Origin of the sequence: Saezia sanguinis, from assembly GCF_963921665.1 — a bacterium.
GTDB lineage: Bacteria > Pseudomonadota > Gammaproteobacteria > Burkholderiales > Burkholderiaceae_C > Saezia > Saezia sanguinis.
In genome coordinates this window covers 102,786-127,963 of the sequence record NZ_CAWUGC010000004.1, presented here as the reverse complement: position 1 = coordinate 127,963, position 25,178 = coordinate 102,786, and the positions used below count along the sequence as shown (strand labels likewise).

The window sequence follows — 25,178 nt, the reverse complement described above, 5'->3', positions numbered from 1 at the left end:
GCAGGAACGTCGGGGAAGTCAAGATCGGGGTGCAGGGAGAGCTTACCGAGCGCCTGAGCACCTGGGGGCATATCGGCTTGCAGCATGGCAGTGAAAGCTTCAAACGCTATGAAATCCAGCTCGGCCTGGGCTGGCAGTGGTAAGACAGACCGTTGTTTAAACTGACCAAAAACACAAAGAGCCCTAATACAGGGCTCTTTTCATAAGTGATGATGCGGCATTAATTATTCAGCAAAATGGAGGTAATGACGCCTGTGGCCATCGCAATCAAAACAAAATCATTCCCGACGCGAACCCAGTGATGGTCTTGAGGAGGTTGCCTTAAACCATGTGCTCTCCAATCCACCTGATGGGAGCGGTACTGGTGCGGCAGAGGTTCACCCTGCCTGAAATGCGCCGCTGGCCGGTTGGGCTGGTTGTCATGGCGCTGCGACTGAGGTTGATTTGGCCGTTGCTGCTGAGGCCTGTCATGACCTTGGTTCTGCGGACGGGATGGTTGCTGGCCGTTACCAGGGTGCCCGGCCTGCGGACGCTGGTTGGAAGCGGGACCGCGGTTATCGTCCCGGCCCGGAGACTGGTTTGGCCGTTGTTGTGACTGCGGTCGATCCTGGTTCTGATTTTGCGGGCGTGATGACTGCTGCCCAGGTTGCTGACCATTGCCAGGGCGGTTTGCCTCGGGACGCTGGTTTTGTGAATTGCCGTTACTATTCTGACCCCGTCCTTGATTTTGGCTGGTATTTTGTTGTGGCCGCTCCTGGCTGTCCCTGTCCTGCGACGCGGGCTGCGCCAGTACAATCGAACTTCCCAGCATGGAAAGGGAGACTAAGGCACAGGTCAACGCTTTCATTCTCATAATCGACTCCTTGTTTATCGATTGATTCACTGATACTTTCTGAAACAGTCAAAACGAAAAATGCCCATTTGTTTTGCACTACCTCTGCCCAGAACGTTGGTTCTACTTTAACAATACAGGTGTAACAATTTCATTTTCATTCTGTAAAGAAATGTAAAAATACGCGCCCGCTAAAGCCAGTCAAATGGAACACCTGCATCTGTCTTGCCTGCCGCCCCTTTACTGGCCGGTAAACAACAGCCGGCATCAAATAGATTGCGCCATGACACCGTGTTTTTGTGCCATGGCGCAACGCCTTACAAGGTGTTTAACCACACCGCCGGAAATAAAGGGCTGGTGTTAATTGCTCAGCAGAATGGATGTGATGATGCCGGTCGCCACCGCAATCAGCACAAAATCATCTCCGACCCGGACCCAATGATGTCCTCTGGGCGGCTGTCTCAGACCATAGCCCCTCCAGTCGTTAACCCAGTAACCGTGCCCGCGGTAATGAGGGGGCAAATATCCGCCCGGTTTGAAATGAGCTGCAGGCCTGTAGGCATGCGGCCCCCGCCCGGGATGGTATTTGTTGGGCCCGGCATGTGGCCGGTACGCTGGCCCCCCTTGATGGCGCCCGTTCTGGTACTGCCACGACGGGTAGTCCCCTCCTGGGCCGCGGCGGTGAGAGTCCGGCCGCGCAGAAGCAACCTGCCCGGCCAGCATCGTCACAGCGATCAAAGAACATGCAATGCTTTTCATCTTCATCATCAATCTCCTGTTGTATTCAAATCCACTGATTTGCCCTGATTGATTCCAAGCTTGGTTGGTATGTAATGTTTAACCTTACTGTACAAGCGGTACATGAAGACTCTTTTTCCTGATAGTAAAGATATGTAAATGTCCACCCGCCTTTGCCTCAAAAACGCATCAGCGCGATGCGTTCAAATTATGAATGACATATCACAGCCCCTGTTCTAACAGGGGCATAACAGGGATATCAGCGCCATAACCAGCAACAATAACGCCTGAAAATGCGCTGCTCCTTTCCAGCGCCAAAACCAACTGCAAGCAGGCTGTCCTTTTACACAAACAGTCTGATACTGTGATGATCTATTCTCATCCTGGCCCTGGGGATGAGAATTTTGTGCATAATGGCTCTGCTCCGTTTTAATATTCAAAAATTTAGATTGTTCTTTCCTCCCTGCTGCCATGAAACGCCCTCGCTTCCTTCCAGATAATTTTGTATTAGCCATTATCGGCATGGTGGTGCTTGCCACATTTTTGCCGGCACACGGCAGCGCCGTACCTGTACTGGGATGGATGACCAACATCGCTGTGGCCCTGCTGTTCTTTTTGCATGGCGCACGGCTTTCACGCGATGCTGTTGTTGCCGGTATTTTGCACTGGCGGCTGCATCTGGTGATTTTTCTGGCAACGTTTGCACTGTTTCCCATTCTCGGATTGATACTCAAGCCTGTTTTTGAACCCGTACTGGGCAGCACCTTGTACATGGGTATGCTGTTCATCTGCGCCCTGCCCTCAACCGTGCAGTCTTCCATTGCATTTACTTCGGTGGCACGGGGCAATATTCCGGCTGCCATTTGCGCTGCGTCGTTTTCCAACCTGATCGGCATTGTGCTCACGCCACTGCTGGTGGGCTTGCTGTTTACCGTGCAAAGCAGCGGTGAACACCCGTTTTCGCTCGATGCCGTTTATAAAATCGTGCTGTTGCTGCTGGTACCCTTTGTGGCCGGGCAGATTGCGCGCCGCTGGATTGGCAACTGGGTCATCAAAAATAAATCCTGGCTGAAATATGTTGACCAGTCCTCCATTTTGCTGGTGGTGTATGGCGCGTTCAGTGAAGCGGTCATGGAAGGCATCTGGCACCAGGTATCGTTCCAGACGCTGGTCTGGCTGCTGGTGGTGTGCTCTATCCTGCTGGCGCTGATCATGCTGATTCTGACTTTTGGCAGCCGTAAACTGGGGTTCAACAAGGAAGACGAAATTGCCATCGTGTTCTGCGGCTCCAAAAAGAGCCTGGCCACAGGTGTTCCGATTGCCCAGATTCTGTTTGTCGGCCAGCCGATGGGCCTGCTTATTCTGCCCATCATGCTGTTTCATCAGATTCAACTGATGGTGTGTGCTATGCTGGCAAACCGTTATGCCAAACGCCCTGAAACAGCACCAGAACAGCACGATTAGGTGTGCCAACCCCAAATAGAGGAAGTGCGCCTCCGCTTCAAACCAGCCAGTGGCATGACAGCCTGACCAATTTCGACAGCCAACTGCCGCTTGCCTGAAGCAATAGGTTAAGCTGGTTTAGTCAAGCTGGTTTAAGATAGCAGCGCAGATACCTCACCCTAATCAAAGGCCTATTGATCATGCTGGTTCCGAAATACTGGGCAGAAGCCCGCGAACAGTACAAAACACCTGCCGGACAAAATCCCCGCCGGCAGGTTACGCTGCGCCGCTTGGGCTGGTCTGACACCAGCCAGGAAGATGCACAACGGCATGCCGAGCAGCGCGTGCACAAAGCCATGCAGGAAGTGCTGTCCGGGCAGGTGGAAGCGCCCGATATTCAGCGGCGTGAGCGTAAATTTGCCTACAACGGTGCAGATGGGCTGCCCATTCGGGAAGAGGTTGTGCACAAACAGGGCGAGAATGTCATTACCCGCAATGCCTATGGTGCGCTGTGCCTGAATACACCGGATGTGATGTTCATTGATGTGGATATCGAGAAAAAACGTCCTGTATTTGGTTGCCTTTTTTCTTTGGCATTGTTCATGGTTTTGTGGGTTACAGTTGCTGCAACGTTCATATTTTTCTGGAAAAAGTCCGTCATGGGCAGTATCGGCCTGGGATTTCTGGCCGGTATGCTTATCTCATTTGTACTCCTGGAGATGATTGAACGCATTGCCCAGTCCATTCTTTTTTCCGGTAACAAGCCTGAGCAGCGTGCACTGGCACGTATAGAAGCACTGGCGCAGACCCACCCGGACTGGCTGTTTAATGTGTACCGCACATCTGCCGGTTACCGGCTGCTGATGCTGCACCGCACGTTCGACCCTGCAGATGAGGCCATATGGCAGCAAATTGAAACTGCGTTGCCCGACCCCATGTACGTGCGCATGTGCCGCCTGCAAAACTGTTTTCGCGCCCGGCTGACACCCAAGCCCTGGCGCGCCGGCATCAGGCTGCACATTGAACCGCAGCGCCGCATCTGGGACATCAGCCAGGCCGAATTGCCGGCACGCCTATCATGGATTGAAAAATACGAAGACACCACGCAAAACTATGCCACCTGTCATTTTGTCAAACAGTATGGCAAAGGATTTACCGACCCAAAGGCCGAACAGGTAAGGGCCTTGCACGACGACTGGTGCAAGGTGCACAGTCAACTGCCCTTGGCCTAAATCAAAAAAGTGGCAGCGGATGCAGGTATCATTGCCTGACAGTTGACAAAGCATTGACTGCTATCGCAGTACAATACACTGATTGTTTTGACAAGAGAATAACGGTCCATCATGAATATCACAGTTGTAGGTACAGGTTACGTGGGGTTGGTGACAGGCGCATGTTTTGCCGAAATGGGCAACGTGGTGACCTGTGTCGATATTGACCAGGGCAAAATCGAGCGCCTGAAAAAAGGCATACTACCCATCTATGAGCCGGGGCTGGATAGCATTGTGATCAAAAATCACGATGCGGGCCGGCTGCTGTTCACCACCCGGCTGGCTGATACCATGGACGACAATGACGTATTTTTCATTGCCGTGGGCACGCCTCCCGGTGAAGATGGCTCGGCCGACCTGCAATACGTGCTGGCGGTAGCGCGTGAAATTGGCGCGCACATGCAGCGCCCGGCCATCATTGTGGATAAATCAACCGTACCGGTCGGCACGGCAGACAAGGTCCGGGCTGCCATTCAGGCTGAGCTGGACAAACGCGGCGTGGCTATTGAATTTGATGTTGCATCCAACCCCGAATTTCTCAAAGAAGGCAAAGCGGTAGACGACTTCATGCGCCCGGACCGGGTGATTGTGGGCTGCGCAAGCGACAAAACACGTGCGGTGATGAGCGAGCTGTATGAGCCGTTCATTCGCAACCACCCGCGCCTGTTTTTCATGGGGGTGCGCGATGCTGAGATGACCAAGTACGCCGCCAACGCCATGCTGGCAACCAAAATTTCGTTCATGAACGAAATTGCCACGCTGTGCGAAAAACTCGATGTCGATGTGGAACAGGTACGCCTGGGCATTGGCAGTGACCAGCGCATTGGCTACCACTTCATCTACCCAGGCTGCGGTTATGGCGGCTCATGCTTCCCGAAAGACGTCAAAGCGCTGATCCGCATGGCGCACGAGCAGGCATTTGAGCCTAAAGTACTGCAAGCGGTAGAAGACCGCAACGACCTGCAAAAAGAAGTGCTGTTCAAAAAAATCACCCAGCACTTTGGCACCAGCCTTCAGGGCAAAACCTTTGCCGTGTGGGGCCTGGCGTTCAAACCTGAAACTGACGATATGCGCGAAGCATCAAGCAAGGTGCTGATCAGCGCGCTGCTGCAAGCCGGCGCCAAGGTGCAGGCATTTGACCCGGTGGCACACGAAGTGGCCAAACACGAATTACCTGCCCCCGCTTTGCAAAGCGGTCAGCTTTCACTGGCAGACAATCAGTATGCCGCACTGGAACAGGCCGATGCGCTGGTGCTGGTAACCGAATGGAAACCGTTCCGCCACCCGGACTTTGCCCTGATCAAAAAGCTGCTGCGCCAGCCGGTGGTGTTTGATGGCCGCAACCAGTACAACCCTAAGGCCATGCGTGAGGCCGGTTTTACCTATAGCGGCATTGGCCGCTGACAATGAAAATGCACTGGCATCACAACCATGTGACCCAGTGCATTGAGAATTAATAAGTGCACGTCAGAAATAACGCGCTTGATGAAAACTCAGGTGCGTTATTTCTTTTTCATGAACTGCCATAAGAGCGCACTGATGATGACGACCACTGCAACGCGCGCCAATATATCAATGATTGAATAAGTTGCCATATTTTCCCCGTTGTTCATATCCGGCTGTCACTTGTTACTGGCCACATGGTTCTATGTCCAGCTATACCCAGCCCTGTCAGGTTGATACTATACACCGCTCGGGTCGTTAACGCCAATAACAACCTGCAACACCGGCAACCGGCTAGCCTTCATTCATCAGCGATAGCCTTCGCCCATAACGGTCATCGTATAGATAATACAAAATACCGCCATGCAGCCCGGCGGCGGTTAATGCTGAGGGCATGATGCCGGCATCAAAATGAGGCGGCTGTGCAACAATACGCCAGCGCGTATGCAGATCTTTGTGCATGGTGGCGGGGTTTTCTTCAGGCTGCATCGTCAGCGGGCTGATATGCTCACACTGAATCACTCGGCACCCGTGCTCGGCCAGTGCATGCGATAAAAAGCCGAGCGTATCGTCCCACAGCCGCTCCCATAAATCCCACTTTTCCACCCAGGCCGCTTGCGCATACAGCGCTTTCCATTGCGGCAGCAATACATCATAGGATAGCCCCAGGTACAATACCAGCGGTTGCGAATAGCTTAATGCAATCTTGACCATCATGACTTGTTGTGCAAAGATACAAATAGAACATTATGTACCGGGAGAATAAACAGCACAACGCCGTGCAGCCCCCGGAATCTATTTATAAAACCCGCTTCAGTCGCCTTTCAAAGACATTTTTCTCTTACGACGGTGCACACATCTTTTTATGAAACCTTTTTCACCGCAACGACTTAACGGCTTTTTACATGCCATCGCACTGATAAATGAAGAATGCCCATTGGCTTTCAGTTTTTCTATCGAAAAGCTGCCTGACCGGGGCGGGCTGATGCAGGATGTAACCGCCTATTATCAGGCCGATACAGAAGCGTACCTGAAAGAAAACTGCAAACCTGCACCACCTGATCAGTGGCACATCACGCTGAAACCTCAGCCTGCAGCACCACATATTTCACTGAAACAACCGCTTCTGGGCTGGTTTTTTCATACACAGGCATCCGAAGTTTTGACGCAAAGAACTAAAGATACCCTGATTGCTGCATTCTTTTCCGAACTGGAAAGCCTTCCGATTGCAGGTGTGGTCTATGAAATTCTGGCTACACCCCCACAAGGGGTCTACTACGCAGCCCACTGGCAGGACTTTGCCCTGCCGACCACAGAAGGCAACTGGCTGCTGCATCTGGCTGTTGATGACTGAATCCAGGTTGAGCCAGAGCATGCCGGCCAATGAGCAGTGCAATTGGCATTCCATCTAATCTATAATGACAGCCATGAAGCACAGCCACAGTATTTGACGCTGCGATCAGTTTGTCGTTTGTTCAATCACTATGAGCGAAAACCCTACCCAAAACCAGTCTGAAAAACAGCGGATCATTACACGCTCGTGCGCGCTGTGTGCCCAGTTGCTGTTGCAACATGGCGCTGAAACTGCGCTGGTGGACGAGCTGTCCACCCGGCTGGGGCTGGCGCTGGGCATGGACAGTGTGGAGAGTTCCATTTCCTCCAATGCCATTGTACTGACCACCATCTACAACAAATACTGCCTGACCACCGCGCGCAAAAGCATGGACCGGGGCATCAACATGCAGGTGGTATCAGAAGTACAGCGCATTGTGCTGGCTGCTGAACAGCACACGCTGGACTATGAGCAGGTACAGCAAATGCTGCACAACATTCCCCAGGTGCGCCACCCCAACTGGCTGGTGGTGTTGATGGTGGGGCTGGGATGCGCCTGTTTCTGCCGCCTGGCCGGTGGCAGCCTGGGTGCTTGCATGCTGACTTTTGTGGTTGCCTATATTGCTATGTTCATACGCCAGCGCATGGCGATTTGGCATGTGCACCCGATGATCAACGCATGCATTACCGCTTTTTCCGCCACGCTGACCTGCGGGCTGATTATGCGCTTTATTCCTGTGGCGACCCCTTCGATTGCCATGGCATCATCCATCCTGTTGCTGGTGCCGGGCTTTCCGCTGATCAACGCCGTGTCTGACGTGTTCAAAGGGCATGTCAATACAGGCATTGCCCGCTGGGTGATTGCCAGCATGCTGGCACTGACGACCTGCATCGGCATTGTGATGGCCATGTCACTACTGGGGATAGAGCAATGGCAATGAACCTGCTTCTGATACTGCAAAGTATGGTGCTGGCAGCCATTGCGGCAGTGGGTTTTGCCATGGTGTTCAACGTGCCGGCCCGTTACCTGAAATACTGCGCCATTCTGGGCGCGGTGGGCAATGGCCTGCGCACCATTTTTACCTTGTGCGGCCTGAGTATCGAGTGGGCCACACTGCTGGCGGCACTGGCGGTAGGCGCGTTATCGATCATCATGGCGTACAAACATGCCCTGCACCCGAAAGTCATCAGCGTGGCGGCCGTCATTCCCATGTGCCCCGGCGTCAGTGCCTATACCGCCATGATTGCACTGATCAAACTCTCGCAACTGGGCTATACGCCTGAACTGATGGATCAACTGGTCACCAACTTTCTGCGTGCCTCATTCATTGTTGGTTCGCTGTCACTGGGGCTTGCACTGCCCAGCGTCTGGATATACCGCCGCAAAATGCGGGCCAAAGCCCGCTGATGCAATGACATGCTGCTGCGCACGGTGGCAAGCACATTCATCTGATGAACGCATCATCATTGTGGCTCAGGCTCGCCATAGTCATGCGTGTGGATGAGATCCCCGTACACACTCCACTCCTGCCATAAACCGGACCGCTCTCCCTGGGTGTAGTGCCCTTCTACTTTTTTCTGGCCATTGTCATGCCATTGCGTGTAAACGCCTTGTGAAACGTCGTCAACATACGTTAACTTGGATTCGATCTGCCCATTGCGGTACCAGTGCAACCAGTTGCCCTGCTTTGCTCCTTGCCGGTACTGCCCCTCCAGACATATGCGGCCATCTTCGTACCACTGGTTCAGTCGCCCATCCAACTGCCCGCGCTGGTACTGTGCAAGCAGCTTCATCTGACCGTTTTCATACCATTCCGTCCATGTGCCATGCGGCAGGTCTTCGGCATATGTCACCTCACGAAATACCTGCCCGTTTTCAAACCAGTATGTCCACTGCCCATGTTTCTGGCCGCCTTCATAGAAGGCCCGCAGCATTTTGGAGCCATCCTCGCGCCAGTATGTCCATGCCCCCTGTTGCAGCCCGTTCTGGTACAGCCCCTCCACCCGCTTCAGCAGGCTGATATACCAGCCGACATAAGGGCCGGTAATCTCTCTGCCCTGCAACTCAAAATCCGGGTCAACCACCTGCTCCAGATTCATCAGCACATACGGGTCGGTATATTGTGTCTGGCCAATCCGGTAAAAATCCTGCACCAGATAAAACCCTTCAGGCGTCACCCCCCGAAACAGGCGATACAACCGTGTACCCCAACTGTTACGGCCCTCAGCAACCAGGTCTCCCACATTCCACACCGGCCTGGCCACCGCAGGTTCGGTTACCCCTCCGGCTTGCTGTGACTGTGGCTGCGCGCTGGCATGCATGCCAGCACCCCAGATTACCGCGCCGATCAGCCATACCAGCATGCGCGTCGTATTTTTCTCCATTCTCATCCGTTGCTCATCCGTTACTGCTTCCATCCCCGGTTTGCTCTCAAGCTGCCTCCAGCAGCTTGGCCTGTGCCTGATTCTCCAGGTAGCGCGCGTGAACTGCTGCCATACCTGCCATACCCATACGACACATCTGTCGCCAATGTTATTGTAGCCCCCTGGCCCATCCCTGATCAGTATGCCTGCCTATATAGGCGCCTCAGAGCGCAGGGCTCTTGAAAAAGTGCCTGCTTCCCCCGATATAACAGCTTGATCAGGTGTACAGATCAAAATCTACGATAAACTGTCAGGGCGTATTAACACGCCCTCGTCTGTACCAGCAAAGGCCATTATGAAAACGACTTTCCCCACGCTGTTTGTTTCCCACGGTTCTCCGATGTGGGCCGTTGAGCCAGGCCCGATTGCCCCGGCTCTGCGTCAACTGGTCAGCCCCTGGCCAAAGCCGCGCGCCATTGTGGTCATATCAGCCCACTGGATGAGCCGTACGCCCCAGCTCAGTACCGCGCAGCAGCCCGAAACCGTTTATGACTTTTACGGCTTCCCCTCTGTACTGTACACCCTGCAATATCCGGCCAAAGGGCCTGATGATGAAACGGTGCAGTTGATTATGGACAGCGTGCAGCCCACCATCCTCCACAGCATGGCCAATAACCCGCAGCGTGGCCTGGACCATGGCGCCTGGGTGCCGTTGCGCCATATGTATCCGGATGCAGATGTGCCTGTGGCAGAAATTTCAATGTATCCATCCATGTCGCCGGCAGAACAATACCAGTTCGGACAGGCGCTGAACCAGTTGCGCCACCAGGGCATTTTGGTCATCGGCTCAGGCAGCCTGACGCATAACCTGCATGAAATGCAGCCCGATGGCGCCCCCGTCCCGGCTTATGTGCAGGAGTTTCGCAGTTGGGTGTCAGAACATCTGGCACAAGGCGACCTTGAAAGCATGCTGCATTACCGTGAGCTCTCGCCTGCAGGTGCACGTGCCCACCCCACGCCTGACCACCTGATGCCACTGTTTGTAGCCATGGGGGCCGGCAGCGATGCCCTGTCAGAAGTGAAATACATCGAAGGCCAAACCACCAACGGCGTCATCAACATGGATGCCTACATGTTCGGAACAGCCCCGGTGGTTCAATAGTGTTATATACCCTACCCTGTTCGCCGGTTCAAAACCGGGGAACAGGGTCCGCATCCTGCTATCCGCAGATAGTTTTCCCTTATCCACGGGTCATTCTGCTTCAATAGACCCCGGTTATCCCTGGATCATCGATGCTTTTCCTTTGGCAAAACAGGCATCACCTGTAATATCAAAGGGATCACATTGATATTTTTGAACATTGCATTGAACTTTTTCCCGATTGATTTACTCTACATTGGGTAGGAATCGTTGGCAGCATCCCATTTCTGATGAAAACGGATGACTCCCCCACACGGATAAGGGTATGTTGCACACGTTTAGCACTCTCAATCAGAGAGTGCTAATATCCTGATCAGGAAAGGAGTGTTACTGATGACACGTAAAGGTATGCTCGTCCCTCAAAATGACAGCGTCATGGCCGGCAAAAAAACAAACAATGCAGTCGCCGTGGCTAATTCCTGGGCGGTAATCCCGTCCCTGGGAAATCTGGATGCCTATATCACGGCAGTGAATAACCTGCCCTTGCTGACAGAAGAAGAAGAAAACCGCTATGCCCGCGCTTACCGCGAGCATAACGACCTGGATGCTGCCGGAAAACTGGTGCTTTCTCACCTGCGCCTGGTGGTGTCGGTCGCCCGGCAATACCTCGGTTATGGTTTACCGCATGCAGACCTGATTCAGGAAGGCAATGTCGGCCTGATGAAAGCGGTCAAACGTTTTGACCCGACCCAGGGAGTGCGGCTGGTCAGCTATGCGCTGCACTGGATCAAAGCGGAAATTCACGAATACATTTTGAAAAACTGGCGTTTGGTCAAAGTGGCCACCACCAAGGCTCAGCGCAAACTGTTCTTCAATCTGCGCTCAATGCGCAACAGCATGAAGGACGGTGAAGACAATGACATGCACCGCACCACGCTGACGCCAGGCGAAGTGACACAAATGGCGCAGCAGCTTAAGGTCAAACCTGAAGAAGTGCTGGAAATGGAAACCCGCCTGGCTGGTGGCGAAATTGCTCTGGAAGCCCCGGTAGATGATCAGGAAGAACATTTCGCCCCGATCACCTATCTGGCTGACGAAAAGAGTGAACCCACCCGTATGCTGGAAGCGCGCAACCATGACCGCCTGCTTAGCGAAGGCATCGGGCAGGCCCTGGAAAGCCTGGATGCACGCAGCCGTCGTATTGTTGAAGAGCGCTGGCTCAAGGTCAACGATGATGGCAGTGGTGGCATGACGCTGCAGGAACTGGCACACGAATATGGTGTCAGTGCCGAACGGATCCGTCAGATTGAGAGTGCCGCAATGAAAAAGATGCGCTCTGCCTTGCAGGAGGCGCAATACGCATAACGCACAGGCTTCACAGAGAGCGAGCCTATAAATAACTACTGACACATTTGGCAATTTAAAACGGACATGCCCCTCATGGGACATGTCCGCTTTTGTTTTGGTGCCAGAAACAACCTTACATCACCGTGCCATCAGTGCGAATACACCCCACCCAAGGTATTCACGCGTATACGCAGCATAGCGTTTGGGTTCCTGGGTCAGTGTAGCTCGAACCTCTTGTGCAAAGTCATCGTCCGCATTCGCCTCGAGCCAGCGGCGCATGGTGAGCCACTTGGCTGCCTCGTACCTGTCCCAGCCCTCCTGGTCAGCCAGAACCATTTCCACAACGTCGTAGCCAAGGTCACCGAAAGACGCAACAAGCTCAGGAAGAATGAGAAAGTCGGCAACAGAATTGGCAGAGCATCCCCTGACAATATCATCCGTCGGCGGCAACTGCCGCCAGTAAGGCTCGCCGATGAGAATGATTCCATTGGGGCGAAGACTCTTTTCCAAAAGCGCAATGGTGCCGGCAACGCCTCCACCAATCCACGTGGCACCGACACAGGCAGCCACACCAACCTTTTTGTTTGTAACGTAACCGGCAGCATCACCATGGATGAACTCGACCCGATCAGCCACACCGAGTTCTTCAGCGCGGAGTTTGGCCTGCTCGCTGAACAACTGGCTCATGTCAACGCCAACGCCCGTGACGCCGTAATCGCGCGCCCAGGTGCACAGCATCTCGCCCGAACCACTGCCAAGGTCAAGCACTCGGGTCTCTGGCTCCAGGCGCAACACCGCGCCAAGAGTGGCATACTTTTCTGGTGTGAACGGGTTATGAATGCGGTGGGCGCTTTCAGAAATATTAAAAATACGCGGGATATCCAATGCTGAAATTCCTTTGACTAGCTGATGAAATAACCGGAATGTACCCTTTGAGACTGTAAACAGTTAAGGGTTTTAAACACCACGACAGTATAAACGCTCTCACCTCACTGTCAGAAACCTCATCGCACAGCATTCCCGGCACACCGCTTTCCATTGCCCCTGCCGCATCATCTTGTCGTTTTTTGTGCACACCGCCACAACAATCCACATCCGGTTCAATACAGCCGTCAAAACCGCACAGGCCTACAGCGCCGGATAAAAGATGAGCATTTGCCTGATTTTTATCAGGCGGCCACAATTTTGGCAATCGCCTGCCCAACATCTGCCGTCGTGGCCGAGCCGCCCAAGTCCGGCGTACGCGGCCCCGCGGCCAGCACCTGCTCAATGGCCTTCATGATCGCATCGTGTGCCGCACGCCCCGCCCCCAGGCTGTGAGTGAGAAAGTCCAGCATCAGTGCGCCAGACCAGATCATGGCGACCGGATTGGCAATGCCCTTGCCATAAATATCAGGTGCAGAACCATGTACCGGCTCAAACAGCGACGGAAACTGCCGCTCAGGGTTCAGATTGGCCGAAGGCGCCAGCCCGATGGTGCCCGTGGTCGCCGGCCCCAGATCAGACAAAATATCACCGAACAGGTTGGAAGCCACCACCACATCAAAACGATTGGGCTGCAACACAAAGCGGGCACTCAGAATATCGATATGCTGCTTGTCAACCTTTACCTGCGGATACTCGGCCCCCACAGCCTGCGCGCGGGCGTCCCACCAGGGCATGCTGATGGCAATGCCATTGCTTTTGGTCGCAACCGTCAGGTGCTTGCGCGCCCTGGACTGGGCCAGCTCAAAAGCAAACCGCAACACACGGTCAGTACCAAAGCGCGAAAAAATCGACTGCTGCATGACCACCTCACGCTCAGTCCCGGCATACATCACGCCACCCACTGACGAATACTCGCCCTCGGTATTTTCACGCACCACCACATAATCAATATCGCCCGGTTTGCGGCCGCTGAGCGGACACGGCACCCCTTCGAACAGACGGACCGGGCGCAGGTTGATGTACTGGTCAAACTCACGGCGGAATTTCAGCAAAGAACCCCACAGCGACACATGGTCCGGTACCGTGGCCGGCCAGCCGGCAGCGCCAAAATACAGTGCATCCATCCCCTGCAATTGCGCCTTCCAGTCATCCGGCATCATCTGCCCGGTTTGTGCATAGTAATCACAACTGGCCCAATCAACCATGTGAAGCTCCAGCGACAGGCCAAACTTACCGGCAGCCGCCTGCACCACCCGCAGCCCTTCGGGCATCACTTCCTTGCCAATGCCATCCCCGGGAATCACCGCAATATGATATGTCTGACTCATCACCACTCCCTTGAAACAAAACCAACCATTGAACCTATCTGCGCTGGCGCAACATGGCCCGCATGTCCTCCAGCCCCACAGCGGTTTCCTCTTCTGCCCGGATACCGCTGCCGAGCTTAAAAGCATGCCCGTAGATAATTTCAAACGTCAGCGAATAAATCGTTTTACCATCCGGGTCCTGGGAAGACAGCAATGCAAAAGCCTGATGCAACTGATTCAGCCAGCGCGGGGTACGCAGCCCCGCATAACGCTGCGGATGCGCATTGATCCCCATCGTCCGTAATTCACGCAGCAGCGCCTCAGGGCTGGCCCAACTGAGCTCAATGAACTCCATATCCATCACCGGGTCGGTGAAACCGGCCTGCATCATCATGTCGCCCAGATCGTGCATATCAACAAAATCAACTGCAGGCCTGCCCCACCCGTTGCGGGCATACACAGTCTGCAGCTCTTTGAGCGTATCGGGCCCAAAGCATGAAAACATCACAAACCCGCCCTGCTGCAGTAACTGCTGCCATTGCTGCATCTGTTGCAGAGGGTCCGGGCAGAAATGCAGCGCCATGTTAGACCACAGCAAATCGGCACAGCCCGCCTGCAACTCAGCAGGCGCACACCCGGTGATAGCCGCTTTCTTCCAACGGCCCGGCTTCCACCACGAACCAGGGTTTTGAAACTGCTGCAATAACTGCTGCAAAGGTTGCGCCGCATCATCGGCCAGAATGCCTTTCGCCTGCGGATAGCGCTGCATGATCTGCTCATGACTGCCATCGGCCAGTGCAGGCCAGTCCAGCCACACCTGTGGCTCGTACTTGATCAGTTGCAACTGTTCGGCCATGCGCCGTCCAACCTCCTGATGCAGCCAGGGTGGTGTGGTTTGCATGTTGCGCCAGCGGTTCACGGCCCAGGAATCAATCGGCCTATACGTCTTTTCTGTCATGAAATACCATTAAACCAAACAACACTTAGTCTACCTTAAGCCAACGGCCATGCTGCCGGTATACTGTGATAACCATGAAGCAGCCAGAAAACATGCCGCCCACCTGCGAAACGCCTTCCTGCACAGACGGGGTGGATGCATGCCAGACTGCGATTTTGCCTCATTCCCAGCCTCAACCATTTTCTGCGGCCTTTCCTGCCCGCTACCCTGCCCATGGCCTGTTTTCATGGTTGCCCAGCCGTTGTGCCGCCTGCCGGCACTGGCCCTCACATGGCCTATGTGCAAACTGCTATGCATTGTTCCTTCGGCGCACATCGTGCTGTATCCGCTGTGCCATTCCCATGCCGGCCACAGCGCAACAGATCTGCGGGCAGTGCCTTACCCACCCCTTCGCTTTTGATGCCACCATCGCCGCTGTGCCTTACACAGACCCCTGGCGGCAACTGGTGCAACGCTTCAAGTTTCATCAGGGAACAGAATACGCCAGAGTCATTGCACAGTTAATGCAGATGACCATTGCACAACACCTCAACGACAACCGGCCAGACCTCATCGTTCCCATTGCAACAGCGCCCAGCCGGATGCGCGAGCGCGGCTATAACCAGGCCTGGGAGATTGCCCGCCCTCTGGCCAAACTGCTGCAATTGCCATGCGCCGCCAATGTACTGATACGCACACACGAACATGACAGCCAGACACACCGGAAGCGAAAAGAACGTTTCAAGGCACTGCGCCATGCTTTCACGGCTTCTCCCCGATGGCAGGGCCACCTGGCAAAAAAACACATTGCCCTGGTCGATGATGTCATGACCACTGGCGCCACCCTGGACGCCGCGGCCCGGGCACTCAAAGCGGCTGGTGCAAGCCAAGTCAGCGCCTGGGTTTTTGCACGCACCCCGGAGCAGCGCAATCAGCGCTAAAATGCACAACTGTTTTCATCACGCACTCTGCTGCTGTATGCACATCGTCCTTGTCCACCCGGAAATTCCACCCAACACAGGTAACATCATCCGCCTGGCCGCCAATACCGGCTGCGACCTGCACCTGATCGAACCGCTGGGATTTTCCATGGAAGACCGCTACATGCGCCGTGCCGGACTGGACTATCACGAATACGCCGATGTGCAGCGCTATGCCAACTGGCAGGACTTTCTGCAACGTGCACAGCCCGTACAGCAACGCATGTTTGCACTCACCACCAAAGGCAGCAGCCCGTTTGCCGACAACCACTGGCAAATGGACGACTGGCTGGTATTCGGCTGCGAAACCAAGGGGCTGCCTGCCGATGTGTTTAACGCTTTCCCTGCCAACCAGCGAGTACGCCTGCCCATGCTGCCAACCCAGCGCAGCTTGAACCTTTCCAATACAGTGGCCGTTGTCGTCTACGAGGCCTGGCGCCAAAACGGCTATATCGGCGGCGTTTGAAACGGCAGCTTTTTTCATCGCCTTTCTGATCGGGTATCACCTCCTGCCCCTTGCTGTATCAGCATGATGCACCTGTAAAAATAGAGCATCACAATGCAACTGGTGTTATGACACTTTGCATATCAGAAAACCATATATCTATTTGCTTATAGATATCTCCGATAATCTCACACTATTTTAATAAATTTTATCACAAAATTATAGCCTACCCATAATTCTCTAAATGCAATTTTAATTATTCTTTAAAATAGTTATAAAATCATCAAAACTTATTTCAAAATCTGGGTAACTTTCATCTGCTACATAGTATCGAATCAATATTTCAAAATCAGTAAAATTGTATGTTAAATAAACCAAATTTAATCTGATTTCTTTTTTCTCTTCTGAAAAGCAATTACCAATGATAAAATTTTTTATTTTATTGCTATTGGAAATAGAATCTATTAATGCATCTAATGTGTTTTCTTTCATATGGATTCCTACATCAATACATATTATAGAGGGAAAACGGTTCTAACCCACAATTTCGAATCTATAAAAAGTTTTATTGTGTCTGTGGTAGCCCCGTCAAGGTTAGTTCCAGCAGTGCCCTGATCATGTCGGTACAGATGTAATGTAACGCGTACCAACGCAGCACTCTTGCTATCAATGAACACCGTTTCCAACCTTTCGCTATGCCCAAACTCTTAGCCGCTGAGTTGATTTATTAATTTTAAAGCAATATCTATTTATAAATTAACTATAAATATCCAACTCAGGTATTTCTATATACTCAAAAGAAAGCAATTCAATATTTTCATTATCAAACATTAAATTCCATACATTCAAATAAAATCCCCTTATAGAAACATTTGTTGGCAATATTATTTGAGGCAGCACTTCGTTGTATAGATTCAATAACTCCTGATCAGACCAATAATTAATTCCATATCGAAAACTTTCTTTCACTTTTAACTGCATAGAGTCGGACAATAACTTATGTTCAATTTTTAAATAGTTATTTACCATTTTTTCGATGCTAAAATTATTATTTAAACTTACTCCTTTTATTTCTTTCGAAAGCTCTCTACCCTCACCTAATGAGCTCCAAAAAACAGACATATAACCTTTACTTATTTTCATCTCATAATTTACCCATTAATAGCTTAACCATTATTATATAGAGATACCTCTATCCAACCAGATCTTATATTCACAAGCTGGCGCTTTCAGGTGCTCACTTCAGATGAACAGGAATATCCCGTTAATAATTTTAGAACGTGTGCCTTGCATATACCCAGATTTAAAATGAAATTACGGCTTTTCATACATGGCTGCAACAATCAGGTGCCCAATAAAGTATCGTTTTGATCAACCCCGCGTATCACCAAAATACACTTTGAAAACCGCTGTATCGCTACAACTTGTTTCAAGCTAAACTGCTGGCAAAGCTTTATCCATCACCCATAACCTGGCGGACTGTTTATGGAGCACACCACAGAACTGCTGCGCATTGCCCAGCAGCAATCGCTGGACCCACAGCGCTTTCAGCAGCTTCAGGCGCTGGCATCTCCCCAGCCAGAGCTGAACACCAGCGACCACTGGCTGCGCAAAGGGCTGCTGATTCTGGCCGCCTTGTGTCTGGGCCTGGCGCTGATTTTCTGGATTGCGGCCAACTGGCAGGATTTTTCCAACTTCCAGCGCTTTGCCATTGTGCAAACAACACTGGGTATCAGTCTGCTGGCCGGGTGCTTTTCAACCCGCCTGCGCCCGGCGGCTCTGCTGCTCGCACTATTGGCCTTGGGCGGCCTGCTGGCTCTGTATGCACAGGTGTACAGCACCAGTGCTGACAGCTGGCGGCTGTTTGCCATCTGGGCCGCCATGGCACTGCCAATTGCACTGGCAGCCCGGCATCAGGCAGTATGGATACCATGGACTTTCATTGTGCTGATTGCCAACAGCCTGTGGCTGTCTCAAAGCGGAAGATGGTCAATGCCGCCCTCTGTCACATGGGGGTCATGGGGTGTCATCCTGGTTCTGGCCGCCGCCATGTACCCGCGCGGCATACTCAAGGCATGGCTGGGCGGCGCATCGCATCTGGCGTTCCGCTGGGTTGCCTGCCTGGGGGTTATTTTCATAGGCTACACCGCATTGGCGCATCTGTTCGACCATACGCAATGGATGGCTTTGTTTGGGTTGCTGGTTCTGGCAGCCATCGCAGGTGCGCTATATACAGCACGGTACCTGGATATTAGCATATACGCCCTGTGCATGCTTTGCATTGATGTACTGCTTGTGGCATCCGCTATCCGTCTCTTTATAGAAATGGATCTCGAAGTTATCGGATGGATTTTCATCACACTGCTGCTTGGCATCATGTCTGTTGCCTTGCTGACTTACGGCGTCATCTTGTTGAAAAAGATACGGCAGGCTTTATCACCAGATACTGTGCAAAAAACCCCCTCTGTCTCAGGGAGTAACGCATGATGAATACCACGGCCCCCAAAACATCGCCCGCACCTTCCCGCTGGGTAACCGGCCTGCAACAGGCTATAGAGCAAGGCATCATTGGCCCTTCATATTCGCTTGAGGAACACACACCCTGGTCCACCATGGTGCTGACGTTCATTGGCGCATTCATTTCATCGTTGTTATTTATCGCCTGTTTCGGCCTGATCGCCTACGAGCTAGATCTCATCGACAGTTCAGTCTTTTTCTTTATCTGCGGTTTTTTGGGCACGGTAAGCGCGCTGGTTACATTGCACAGCAAATCGCAACGGCGTCTTTTTGCAGAGTATCTGCTGTTTATTTTGCTGGTTGTCGGTATCGGACTGATCACCGTAGGCTTTCTGGTTGACAGCCCTATCAGGGAAAAACAGGTTCCGCTGCTTATCAGCATACTGTGCGGCATCTGCACGTTTGCCTTGCCCATCAACTGGGGGCGTGCCATTGGCGGCTTTGCCACTGCCATGTGGCTGTATCTTTATTTTCAGGTATTTCCCAGCGCTATCGGCTTCCCACAATCGTACGTTGCTGTGCTGACCCTGCCACTGGTCGCCATGGTCTTTATCGCAGCACAGCAATCCATTGTCCGGCAAGGCCGCTGGAAACTGGCTTTGCATCTGGAGCCCATACTCTGCGGCTGGGTAGCTGCCACCCTGATCGCAGTCGCCATCAGCGCCGGGCAGGCCATGTTTGTCGGGGGTTTTCTGCCTACCAGTTTCGGAGCAACCTCAGGCAAAACAGCCTTTGGCAGCCTGTTGGTTGAATACATGCGTTACCCGCTGACCTGGATATCGCTGGCAACATTGCCCATTGCGTGGTGGTGGTCGGGCATGCATTGGAAAGTTCTGCAACACGGGCGTGTCATTGCTTTGCTGTTGGTGGTTACTGTCTTTTCGTGCATCAGCCCCCTGCTGGCCATCAGCCTGGCACTGGGAACCATGGCACTGGCAACGCAGCGTTACCGCATTGCCATTCTCGCAGGGATTGCCGCGCTGTGGATCATTGGAGCGCTGTATTACAACCTGCACATGACCTTGGCCCATAAAGCTGCGTGGCTGGCCATCACAGGGCTTGTCCTGCTGGTGCTGGCATTTGCCGGCAGGCCATTGAAGCAGCCGGCGGCACAAACACCCTCACCTGCAGCTCAGTCAAAAACAATGCCTTTTGCCACCAAACCTGTAGTCAGTCTGGCCCTGCTGGCACTGGCCGCTGTCGTTGCTTTTGGGGGTGTCAACAGCAGCATCTGGAAGCAGGAGCAGATCCGCTCGGCCGATTTTCAGGTACTGATCCCGCTGGCGCCGGTAGACCCCCGCTCCCTGATGCAGGGAGACTATATGGTGGTGAATTTTGAGATTGGCTCTGCCCTTGCCAACGCCCCTGAGCAGGCCAGACGGTACGCCTATCTGGATATAGGGCCTGACCATGTTGCCCGCCTGCACCGTGAAGCACATGAAGGAGAACCCCGTATTGAGCTGGTTTACCGCAGCGGCCGCTGGACGCTGCCGGCTGATGCCTGGTTTTTCCAGGAGGGTGATGGCAAGCGGTGGGAAGCTGCCCGCTATGGCATATTCACGGTAACGCCAGATGGGCAATCCGCACTGGTCAATATGGCAACGTCTGATCTGCAACCCATTCAGTAAACAAAATGCACTGCGTAAGCAGTGCATTTAAAACTTCCACCTTTGAAGATCAGAGCACACTTATTGTGGCGGCCAGCCAAAAGACTGTGTGATGTAAATCTTATAGCCTTCAGGCAAAGCCAGTTTGCCTTGCAAAACGGGAATATAGTTATCGCCGCGCACCACATTGTTTAAACCCACCGAGGCACTGTAAAGCCCGGCATTTTGGAACAGGGCACCCACATGCAGCGGGTCATACCGGCCATCAGGCGCGGCATAAACAAAAGACAGCGGCGCATTGTCAAACTGGGCGCGGTAGTCTTCATCCAGCTCTTTAACCAGCGTATTATCCTTTGCGTCATAACGCCACACACCACTGGCCATGACCACATACACCTCCACTTCCTGCTTATTGCGTGCTGTCGGCGCTGTACGGTGGCCGTCCGGGCGGTTAATGCCCCAGGTTGCCCACAACAGGTCGCTTAACGTTTGCTCTGAAATCACTTTGTCACTGAAATCGCGTGCAGCATGGCGTTCTGCCAACGCTTCCATCAGGGGTTTACCGCCGGTTTTTTCCGGTGCCGGCAAATTCATCACCCCCTGTGCCAAAACCGCACCCGACCAAGATAAAACGACTGCACACAACGCAGATGCAGAAAAATGGACTGACCGGCGAATAAAAGATGTAGATATCATAGGGAACCCTCTCGTTGGAATTGTGGAATACCAAGACCTTCAGGCCAAGCCTTCCCTTTTATACCACATTCAAAATAGTGTATGTCTGAAATACCGTGGCTGTTCCCGGAATAGCCAGGTACAGAAAATGTCAACCGGAGGTTAAAGGTCCCACTCCGCCTTGGCTTCACGCTGCATCAGCGCCTGCAAGGCTGCGTCAGGGGTCATCTTGCCGTCCAGCAGCGCCAGCACCCCTTCGGAAATAGGCATTTCCACACCCAGATGGCGCGCTGCCATCACAATGGAGCGTGCGCTGTACACGCCTTCGGCCACATGCCCAAGGGTTTGTAGAATATGTTCCAATGTTTTGCCTTCGGCCAGTTGCAGGCCGACACGGCGATTGCGCGACAGATCGCCGGTTGCGGTTAAAACCAGGTCGCCCAGCCCGCTCAAGCCCATGAATGTCTGTGCCTGCGCGCCCAGCGCCACACCAAAACGCGCCATTTCCGCCAGGCCCCGGGTAATCAGCCCGGCACGGGCATTCATGCCCAGCTTCAAGCCATCCACCAGGCCGGTGGCAATGGCCAGCACGTTCTTCACGGCCCCGCCGACTTCAACGCCAACCGGGTCATCGCTGCGGTAAACACGCAGGCGCTCACTGTGAAAAGCCGCCAAAGCCTGCTCGCATACGCGTTCCTGTTCGCTGGCAACCACCACGGCGGTAGGCAAGCCCAGGGCCACCTCTTTGGCAAAGCTTGGGCCGGAAAGCACACCAAAACCGTTCTGGCGAACAAAGTCAGGCGCCACCTGCTGTGCCACCTGATGCCCCAGCAGGCCCACAGTGGCCCCTGGCTGCGGCTCTTCAATGCCTTTGCTCAGACAGATAACCGGACAGTGCACCTGTCTGGCTGTCAGCGTAAGCAGCATTTCACGCAATGCAGCCATCGGTGTGGCAAGCACAATCAGGTCAGCATTGGCCAATGCTGCATCGAGATCGGAGGTAATTTCAAGGCGTTTATTCAGTTCGATACCAGGCAGGAAACGCTTGTTTTCGCGTTCCTGCTGTACCGCATGCGCATGCTCGGGGTCTTTTGACCAAAGGACGACCTGATGCCTGGCCGCAGCGCTTTGCGCCATGGCTGTTCCCCAGGCCCCTGCACCGAGCATGGCAATTTTCATTGTTTCGCCTTTATGGATTCTTTCACCAAAGGCTTATGCACTTGCAATGGTGGTGGTACCGGTATCGCCTTTTTGCTGCTGTTGTTGCTGTTGCTGCAACTGGGCTTCATACATGGCCTGGAAGTTGATTTCGACCAAATGCACCGGCGGGAAGCCGCCACGGCTAATCACATCAGCCACATTGGCGCGCAAATACGGATAAATGATCTGCGGGCAGGCAATCCCCAGCACCGGGCCAACCTGGTCTGCCGGAATATTGCGCAGTTCAAAAATACCGGCCTCTTTCACTTCGGCCAGGAACAACGTACGGTCATTCACCTTGGTGTGCACGGTAGCGGTTACGGTAACTTCGTAGCTGTTATCAGCAATTTTTTCGTTACCCAACTGCAACTGGATATCAACAGTCGGCTGCACCTGTTCGAGCAGAATTTTAGGAGAGTTGGGCTGCTCCAGCGACATTTCCTTCATGTAAAGGCGCTGAATATTGAACACCGGCTGATCGTTTGCGGCCTGCGGTGCCTGTGCTCCGGTGTTAGGATTGGTGTTACCGTTTGTTGTTGCCATAATAAAATCTTGCTTATCAAAATAAAAGAATAACGCTTTTCGCAATGAAAAGCACTGAAAAGAACACAAAGGGCATTATCACCCAAGTAGGCATCTGCGCCTAGTGTTGTCGACAAAACCTCAAAGGCGCGCGCGCTTACCTGCCACCCTCACAATCTGTACATCTGAACTACTGCTGCCGGTTATTGCGGCTGCCCTTCGAGCAAAGGCACGAGTCCGCCGCGGCCGTCCAGCGCCATCAGGTCATCACACCCGCCAACATGGGTCGTGCCGATGAAAATCTGCGGCACGGTGCGCTGGCCGGTTAACTTCATCATTTCATCACGCTGCGCAGGGTCGGTATCCACACGCACTTCTTCAATGTGCTCAACGCCGCGCTGCTTGAGCAGCATTTTGGCCCGCTGGCAATAGGGGCACACTGCGGTGGTATACATTTTGACTGCTTGCATGACTGGTTGCTCCGTTATTTGAATGACATTGCTTTTATATAGGGGCAGTATCGTATTTTTCCAGATACCGCCCTGTACTTAACCCACAAAATGGTTACTTTTTGGCTTTATTCGGTTTGGCCGGGCCGGTTTCGAGCGGAAACTCGGCTTTGGCCCATTCCCTGAGCCCGCCGGTCAGCAATTGCACGCTTTCATAACCCGCTTTTTTAAGTGCAGGCAGCGCTTTTTTGGCACTCTGGCCGGTCGCGCACACCACAATCAGCGGCAGCGTTTTATTGGTCGGCAGGCCGCTGACGCCTTCTGAGGCCAGCGATTCCAGCGGAAGACTGCGGGCGTTCACAATATGTCCAGCCTCGAACTGGTCTTGTGGACGAACATCGACCACAACCCCTTTTTCATGGTTGATGATCCTGACTGCCTGCGCCGGTGAAAGACCGCCCCCGCCGCTTCTGCGTGCGCTGGGAAGAAACAAACCAATCCCTGCAATCACTGCCACCAGGATCAATAACCAGTTCTGAAGAATAAAGCCCACAAAATCTCCTTGGTACCGTAAAAAACCGCGTTAACAAAACAATGTGCCATCGGTCAAACACCAGATGACACCCTTTTTTTATCGCCTATTCAAACATCATTATAAAATTGATTCTTTACCTTTTCACGGAGCATGTCTCATCATGTACAAATTGGTCTTACTTCGCCATGGGGAATCGACCTGGAATCTGGAAAACCGTTTTACCGGATGGACAGACGTCGGCCTGACGGACACAGGCGTACAACAGGCTCAGCAGGCCGGGCGGCTGCTCAAGGAGGCCGGTTACGATTTTGATCTGGCATACACCTCTGTGCTCAAACGTGCCATCTGGACACTGTGGCATACGCTGGACCAGATGGAACGCACCTGGCTGCCGGTGCGCAATTCATGGCGACTCAACGAGCGCCATTACGGTGCGCTGCAAGGGCTTAATAAGGGAGATATGGCCAAACAATACGGCGATGAGCAGGTGCTGATCTGGCGCCGCAGCTACGACTGCCCGCCCCCGCCACTGACCGCAGATGACCCGCGCGGGCAGCGCCATGACGTCCGCTATGCGGCACTGGATGCTCAGCAGATCCCGCTGACAGAGTGCTTAAAAGATACCGTGGCCCGCGTGCTGCCTTACTGGCAGGAGGAAATTGCGCCCAGCATTCAGGCCGGAAAACGTGTGCTGATTGCCGCCCATGGCAACAGCATCCGCGCGCTGATCAAATATCTGGATGATATTTCTGAAAAAGACATCGTCGGCCTGAACATTCCCAATGGTATTCCACTGGTGTATGAGCTGGACCAGAACCTCAAGCCCATCCGGCACTATTACCTGGGCGATGAAAAAGCCGCTGCCGCTGCGGCAGCCGCCGTGGCCAAGCAAGGCAAGGTATAACACATCGGCATAAAGGCATGATTTTGCCTTTATGCTTGATTTTTCTACCTTTTTTGTGGTAAGTTGATGCCCTACTGCCATCTGTGGAATCAATTTTCTATACGATACGGGGTTACAAAACCTTGGCATCGGCCTGCATTGAGGCACCGCCACAGATGACGTAAATGTAAAAAATGAGTAATTTTTCAATAAGATAGGTATATCTCTGAAGAGAATCAGGCATATAATCCCAAGCTGCATGACGCTCGTGCGGCAGCTTTAT

29 protein-coding genes are annotated in these 25,178 nt (G+C 53.1%); 14 read left to right on the top strand and 15 right to left on the bottom strand.

Annotated elements, in window-relative coordinates; translation table 11 throughout:
* Window positions 1-143: autotransporter outer membrane beta-barrel domain-containing protein (locus AACY98_RS15005; protein WP_423817514.1), on the top strand; the 143-nt coding region annotated here is incomplete at its 5' end.
* A gap of 77 nt (window positions 144-220) precedes the next feature.
* Here AACY98_RS15005 and AACY98_RS03985 read toward each other — a convergent pair.
* On the bottom strand, window positions 221-853 hold the full coding sequence (locus AACY98_RS03985) for an RcnB family protein (protein WP_339801889.1): 633 nt from the start codon (window positions 851-853) through the stop codon (window positions 221-223).
* 339 nt (window positions 854-1,192) lie between these two features.
* Complete coding sequence (locus tag AACY98_RS03980) at window positions 1,193-1,600, bottom strand: RcnB family protein (protein WP_339801886.1); 408 nt, start codon at window positions 1,598-1,600, stop codon at window positions 1,193-1,195.
* Between the two features lie 441 nt (window positions 1,601-2,041).
* On the opposite strand from AACY98_RS03980, the gene AACY98_RS03975 reads away from it, so the two are divergent.
* The 3 genes from AACY98_RS03975 to AACY98_RS03965 all read left to right on the top strand — a co-directional run bounded on the left by AACY98_RS03975 (window position 2,042) and on the right by AACY98_RS03965 (window position 5,688).
* Window positions 2,042-3,034 (top strand): bile acid:sodium symporter family protein, encoded by a 993-nt coding sequence (locus AACY98_RS03975; RefSeq protein WP_339801883.1) that lies wholly within the window; start codon window positions 2,042-2,044, stop codon window positions 3,032-3,034.
* 179 nt (window positions 3,035-3,213) lie between these two features.
* Complete coding sequence (locus AACY98_RS03970) at window positions 3,214-4,245, top strand: hypothetical protein (protein WP_339801880.1); 1,032 nt, start codon at window positions 3,214-3,216, stop codon at window positions 4,243-4,245.
* Between the two features lie 111 nt (window positions 4,246-4,356).
* A complete protein-coding gene (locus AACY98_RS03965) occupies window positions 4,357-5,688 on the top strand; it encodes a UDP-glucose dehydrogenase family protein (RefSeq protein WP_339801877.1) in 1,332 nt (443 codons plus the stop codon).
* 333 nt (window positions 5,689-6,021) lie between these two features.
* Here the strand turns inward: AACY98_RS03965 and AACY98_RS03960 are convergent, their stop codons facing one another.
* Window positions 6,022-6,444, bottom strand: a complete 423-nt coding sequence (locus AACY98_RS03960) for a hypothetical protein (protein ID WP_339801875.1) — start codon at window positions 6,442-6,444, stop codon at window positions 6,022-6,024.
* 148 nt (window positions 6,445-6,592) lie between these two features.
* Here AACY98_RS03960 and AACY98_RS03955 point away from each other — a divergent pair, with 148 nt between their 5' ends.
* The 3 genes from AACY98_RS03955 (at window position 6,593) to AACY98_RS03945 (ending at window position 8,467) form a co-directional block, all read left to right on the top strand.
* Window positions 6,593-7,081 (top strand): hypothetical protein, encoded by a 489-nt coding sequence (locus tag AACY98_RS03955; protein ID WP_339801873.1) that lies wholly within the window; start codon window positions 6,593-6,595, stop codon window positions 7,079-7,081.
* Window positions 7,082-7,211: 130 nt separating this feature from the next.
* On the top strand, window positions 7,212-8,000 hold the full coding sequence (locus AACY98_RS03950; RefSeq protein ID WP_339801870.1) for a threonine/serine ThrE exporter family protein: 789 nt from the start codon (window positions 7,212-7,214) through the stop codon (window positions 7,998-8,000).
* Window positions 7,997-8,467: a threonine/serine exporter family protein gene (locus tag AACY98_RS03945; protein WP_126980866.1), complete on the top strand. Its 471-nt coding sequence runs from the start codon at window positions 7,997-7,999 to the stop codon at window positions 8,465-8,467. Before AACY98_RS03950 ends, AACY98_RS03945 begins: the two co-directional genes overlap by 4 nt.
* A 56-nt stretch (window positions 8,468-8,523) precedes the next feature.
* Here the strand turns inward: AACY98_RS03945 and AACY98_RS03940 are convergent, their stop codons facing one another.
* Window positions 8,524-9,477 (bottom strand): toxin-antitoxin system YwqK family antitoxin, encoded by a 954-nt coding sequence (locus AACY98_RS03940; RefSeq protein ID WP_339801865.1) that lies wholly within the window; start codon window positions 9,475-9,477, stop codon window positions 8,524-8,526.
* 301 nt (window positions 9,478-9,778) lie between these two features.
* Here AACY98_RS03940 and AACY98_RS03935 point away from each other — a divergent pair, with 301 nt between their 5' ends.
* Together AACY98_RS03935 and rpoH are read left to right on the top strand one after the other, a co-directional pair.
* Window positions 9,779-10,585, top strand: a complete 807-nt coding sequence (locus AACY98_RS03935; protein ID WP_339801863.1) for a DODA-type extradiol aromatic ring-opening family dioxygenase — start codon at window positions 9,779-9,781, stop codon at window positions 10,583-10,585.
* 414 nt (window positions 10,586-10,999) lie between these two features.
* On the top strand, window positions 11,000-11,929 hold the full coding sequence (gene rpoH, locus AACY98_RS03930) for an RNA polymerase sigma factor RpoH (RefSeq protein WP_126980967.1): 930 nt from the start codon (window positions 11,000-11,002) through the stop codon (window positions 11,927-11,929).
* A gap of 120 nt (window positions 11,930-12,049) precedes the next feature.
* Here rpoH and AACY98_RS03925 read toward each other — a convergent pair whose 3' ends face one another.
* Genes AACY98_RS03925 through AACY98_RS03910 form a run of 4 tightly spaced genes read right to left on the bottom strand, consistent with a single transcriptional unit; the run spans window position 12,050 to window position 15,103 of the window.
* Window positions 12,050-12,796, bottom strand: coding sequence for an SAM-dependent methyltransferase (locus AACY98_RS03925; RefSeq protein WP_339801860.1), 747 nt, complete (start codon window positions 12,794-12,796; stop codon window positions 12,050-12,052).
* Window positions 12,774-13,094: a hypothetical protein gene (locus tag AACY98_RS03920; RefSeq protein WP_339801858.1), complete on the bottom strand. Its 321-nt coding sequence runs from the start codon at window positions 13,092-13,094 to the stop codon at window positions 12,774-12,776. The genes AACY98_RS03925 and AACY98_RS03920 overlap by 23 nt, the downstream gene beginning before the upstream one ends.
* Window positions 13,081-14,166, bottom strand: coding sequence for a tartrate dehydrogenase (locus tag AACY98_RS03915; protein WP_339801854.1), 1,086 nt, complete (start codon window positions 14,164-14,166; stop codon window positions 13,081-13,083). The genes AACY98_RS03920 and AACY98_RS03915 overlap by 14 nt, the downstream gene beginning before the upstream one ends.
* Before the next feature lie 34 nt (window positions 14,167-14,200).
* Window positions 14,201-15,103 carry a methyltransferase domain-containing protein gene (locus AACY98_RS03910; protein ID WP_339801851.1) on the bottom strand — a complete coding sequence of 301 codons (903 nt, stop codon included), beginning with the start codon at window positions 15,101-15,103 and terminating at the stop codon, window positions 14,201-14,203.
* Between the two features lie 341 nt (window positions 15,104-15,444).
* Here AACY98_RS03910 and AACY98_RS03905 point away from each other — a divergent pair, with 341 nt between their 5' ends.
* Window positions 15,445-16,023 (top strand): ComF family protein, encoded by a 579-nt coding sequence (locus AACY98_RS03905; protein ID WP_339801849.1) that lies wholly within the window; start codon window positions 15,445-15,447, stop codon window positions 16,021-16,023.
* A gap of 37 nt (window positions 16,024-16,060) precedes the next feature.
* Complete coding sequence (gene trmL / locus AACY98_RS03900; protein WP_339801846.1) at window positions 16,061-16,528, top strand: tRNA (uridine(34)/cytosine(34)/5-carboxymethylaminomethyluridine(34)-2'-O)-methyltransferase TrmL; 468 nt, start codon at window positions 16,061-16,063, stop codon at window positions 16,526-16,528.
* Window positions 16,529-16,759: 231 nt separating this feature from the next.
* Here the strand turns inward: trmL and AACY98_RS03895 are convergent, their stop codons facing one another.
* A complete protein-coding gene (locus tag AACY98_RS03895) occupies window positions 16,760-16,999 on the bottom strand; it encodes a hypothetical protein (RefSeq protein WP_339801844.1) in 240 nt (79 codons plus the stop codon).
* Window positions 17,000-17,263: 264 nt separating this feature from the next.
* Window positions 17,264-17,650 carry a hypothetical protein gene (locus AACY98_RS03890; RefSeq protein WP_339801841.1) on the bottom strand — a complete coding sequence of 129 codons (387 nt, stop codon included), beginning with the start codon at window positions 17,648-17,650 and terminating at the stop codon, window positions 17,264-17,266.
* A 342-nt stretch (window positions 17,651-17,992) separates the two neighbouring features.
* On the opposite strand from AACY98_RS03890, the gene AACY98_RS03885 reads away from it, so the two are divergent.
* Together AACY98_RS03885 and AACY98_RS03880 are read left to right on the top strand one after the other, a co-directional pair.
* On the top strand, window positions 17,993-18,994 hold the full coding sequence (locus AACY98_RS03885) for a DUF2157 domain-containing protein (RefSeq protein ID WP_339801838.1): 1,002 nt from the start codon (window positions 17,993-17,995) through the stop codon (window positions 18,992-18,994).
* Window positions 18,991-20,652: a GDYXXLXY domain-containing protein gene (locus AACY98_RS03880; protein WP_339801836.1), complete on the top strand. Its 1,662-nt coding sequence runs from the start codon at window positions 18,991-18,993 to the stop codon at window positions 20,650-20,652. Before AACY98_RS03885 ends, AACY98_RS03880 begins: the two co-directional genes overlap by 4 nt.
* A 60-nt stretch (window positions 20,653-20,712) precedes the next feature.
* On the opposite strand, the gene AACY98_RS03875 is transcribed toward AACY98_RS03880, so the two are convergent.
* From AACY98_RS03875 to AACY98_RS03855, 5 genes are all read right to left on the bottom strand, one after another.
* On the bottom strand, window positions 20,713-21,225 hold the full coding sequence (locus AACY98_RS03875) for a nitroreductase family protein (protein ID WP_339801833.1): 513 nt from the start codon (window positions 21,223-21,225) through the stop codon (window positions 20,713-20,715).
* A 243-nt stretch (window positions 21,226-21,468) separates the two neighbouring features.
* Window positions 21,469-22,485, bottom strand: coding sequence for an NAD(P)H-dependent glycerol-3-phosphate dehydrogenase (locus AACY98_RS03870; RefSeq protein WP_339801830.1), 1,017 nt, complete (start codon window positions 22,483-22,485; stop codon window positions 21,469-21,471).
* A 33-nt stretch (window positions 22,486-22,518) separates the two neighbouring features.
* Window positions 22,519-23,049 (bottom strand): protein-export chaperone SecB, encoded by a 531-nt coding sequence (secB, locus tag AACY98_RS03865; RefSeq protein ID WP_126980880.1) that lies wholly within the window; start codon window positions 23,047-23,049, stop codon window positions 22,519-22,521.
* A 182-nt stretch (window positions 23,050-23,231) separates the two neighbouring features.
* On the bottom strand, window positions 23,232-23,498 hold the full coding sequence (grxC, locus tag AACY98_RS03860; protein WP_126980881.1) for a glutaredoxin 3: 267 nt from the start codon (window positions 23,496-23,498) through the stop codon (window positions 23,232-23,234).
* 94 nt (window positions 23,499-23,592) lie between these two features.
* Complete coding sequence (locus AACY98_RS03855) at window positions 23,593-24,030, bottom strand: rhodanese-like domain-containing protein (protein WP_339801826.1); 438 nt, start codon at window positions 24,028-24,030, stop codon at window positions 23,593-23,595.
* Between the two features lie 142 nt (window positions 24,031-24,172).
* On the opposite strand from AACY98_RS03855, the gene gpmA reads away from it, so the two are divergent.
* Entirely contained in the window at window positions 24,173-24,916 is a 744-nt protein-coding gene (gpmA, locus tag AACY98_RS03850) for a 2,3-diphosphoglycerate-dependent phosphoglycerate mutase (protein ID WP_126980883.1), read from the top strand.
* Window positions 24,917-25,178 lie beyond the last annotated feature (262 nt).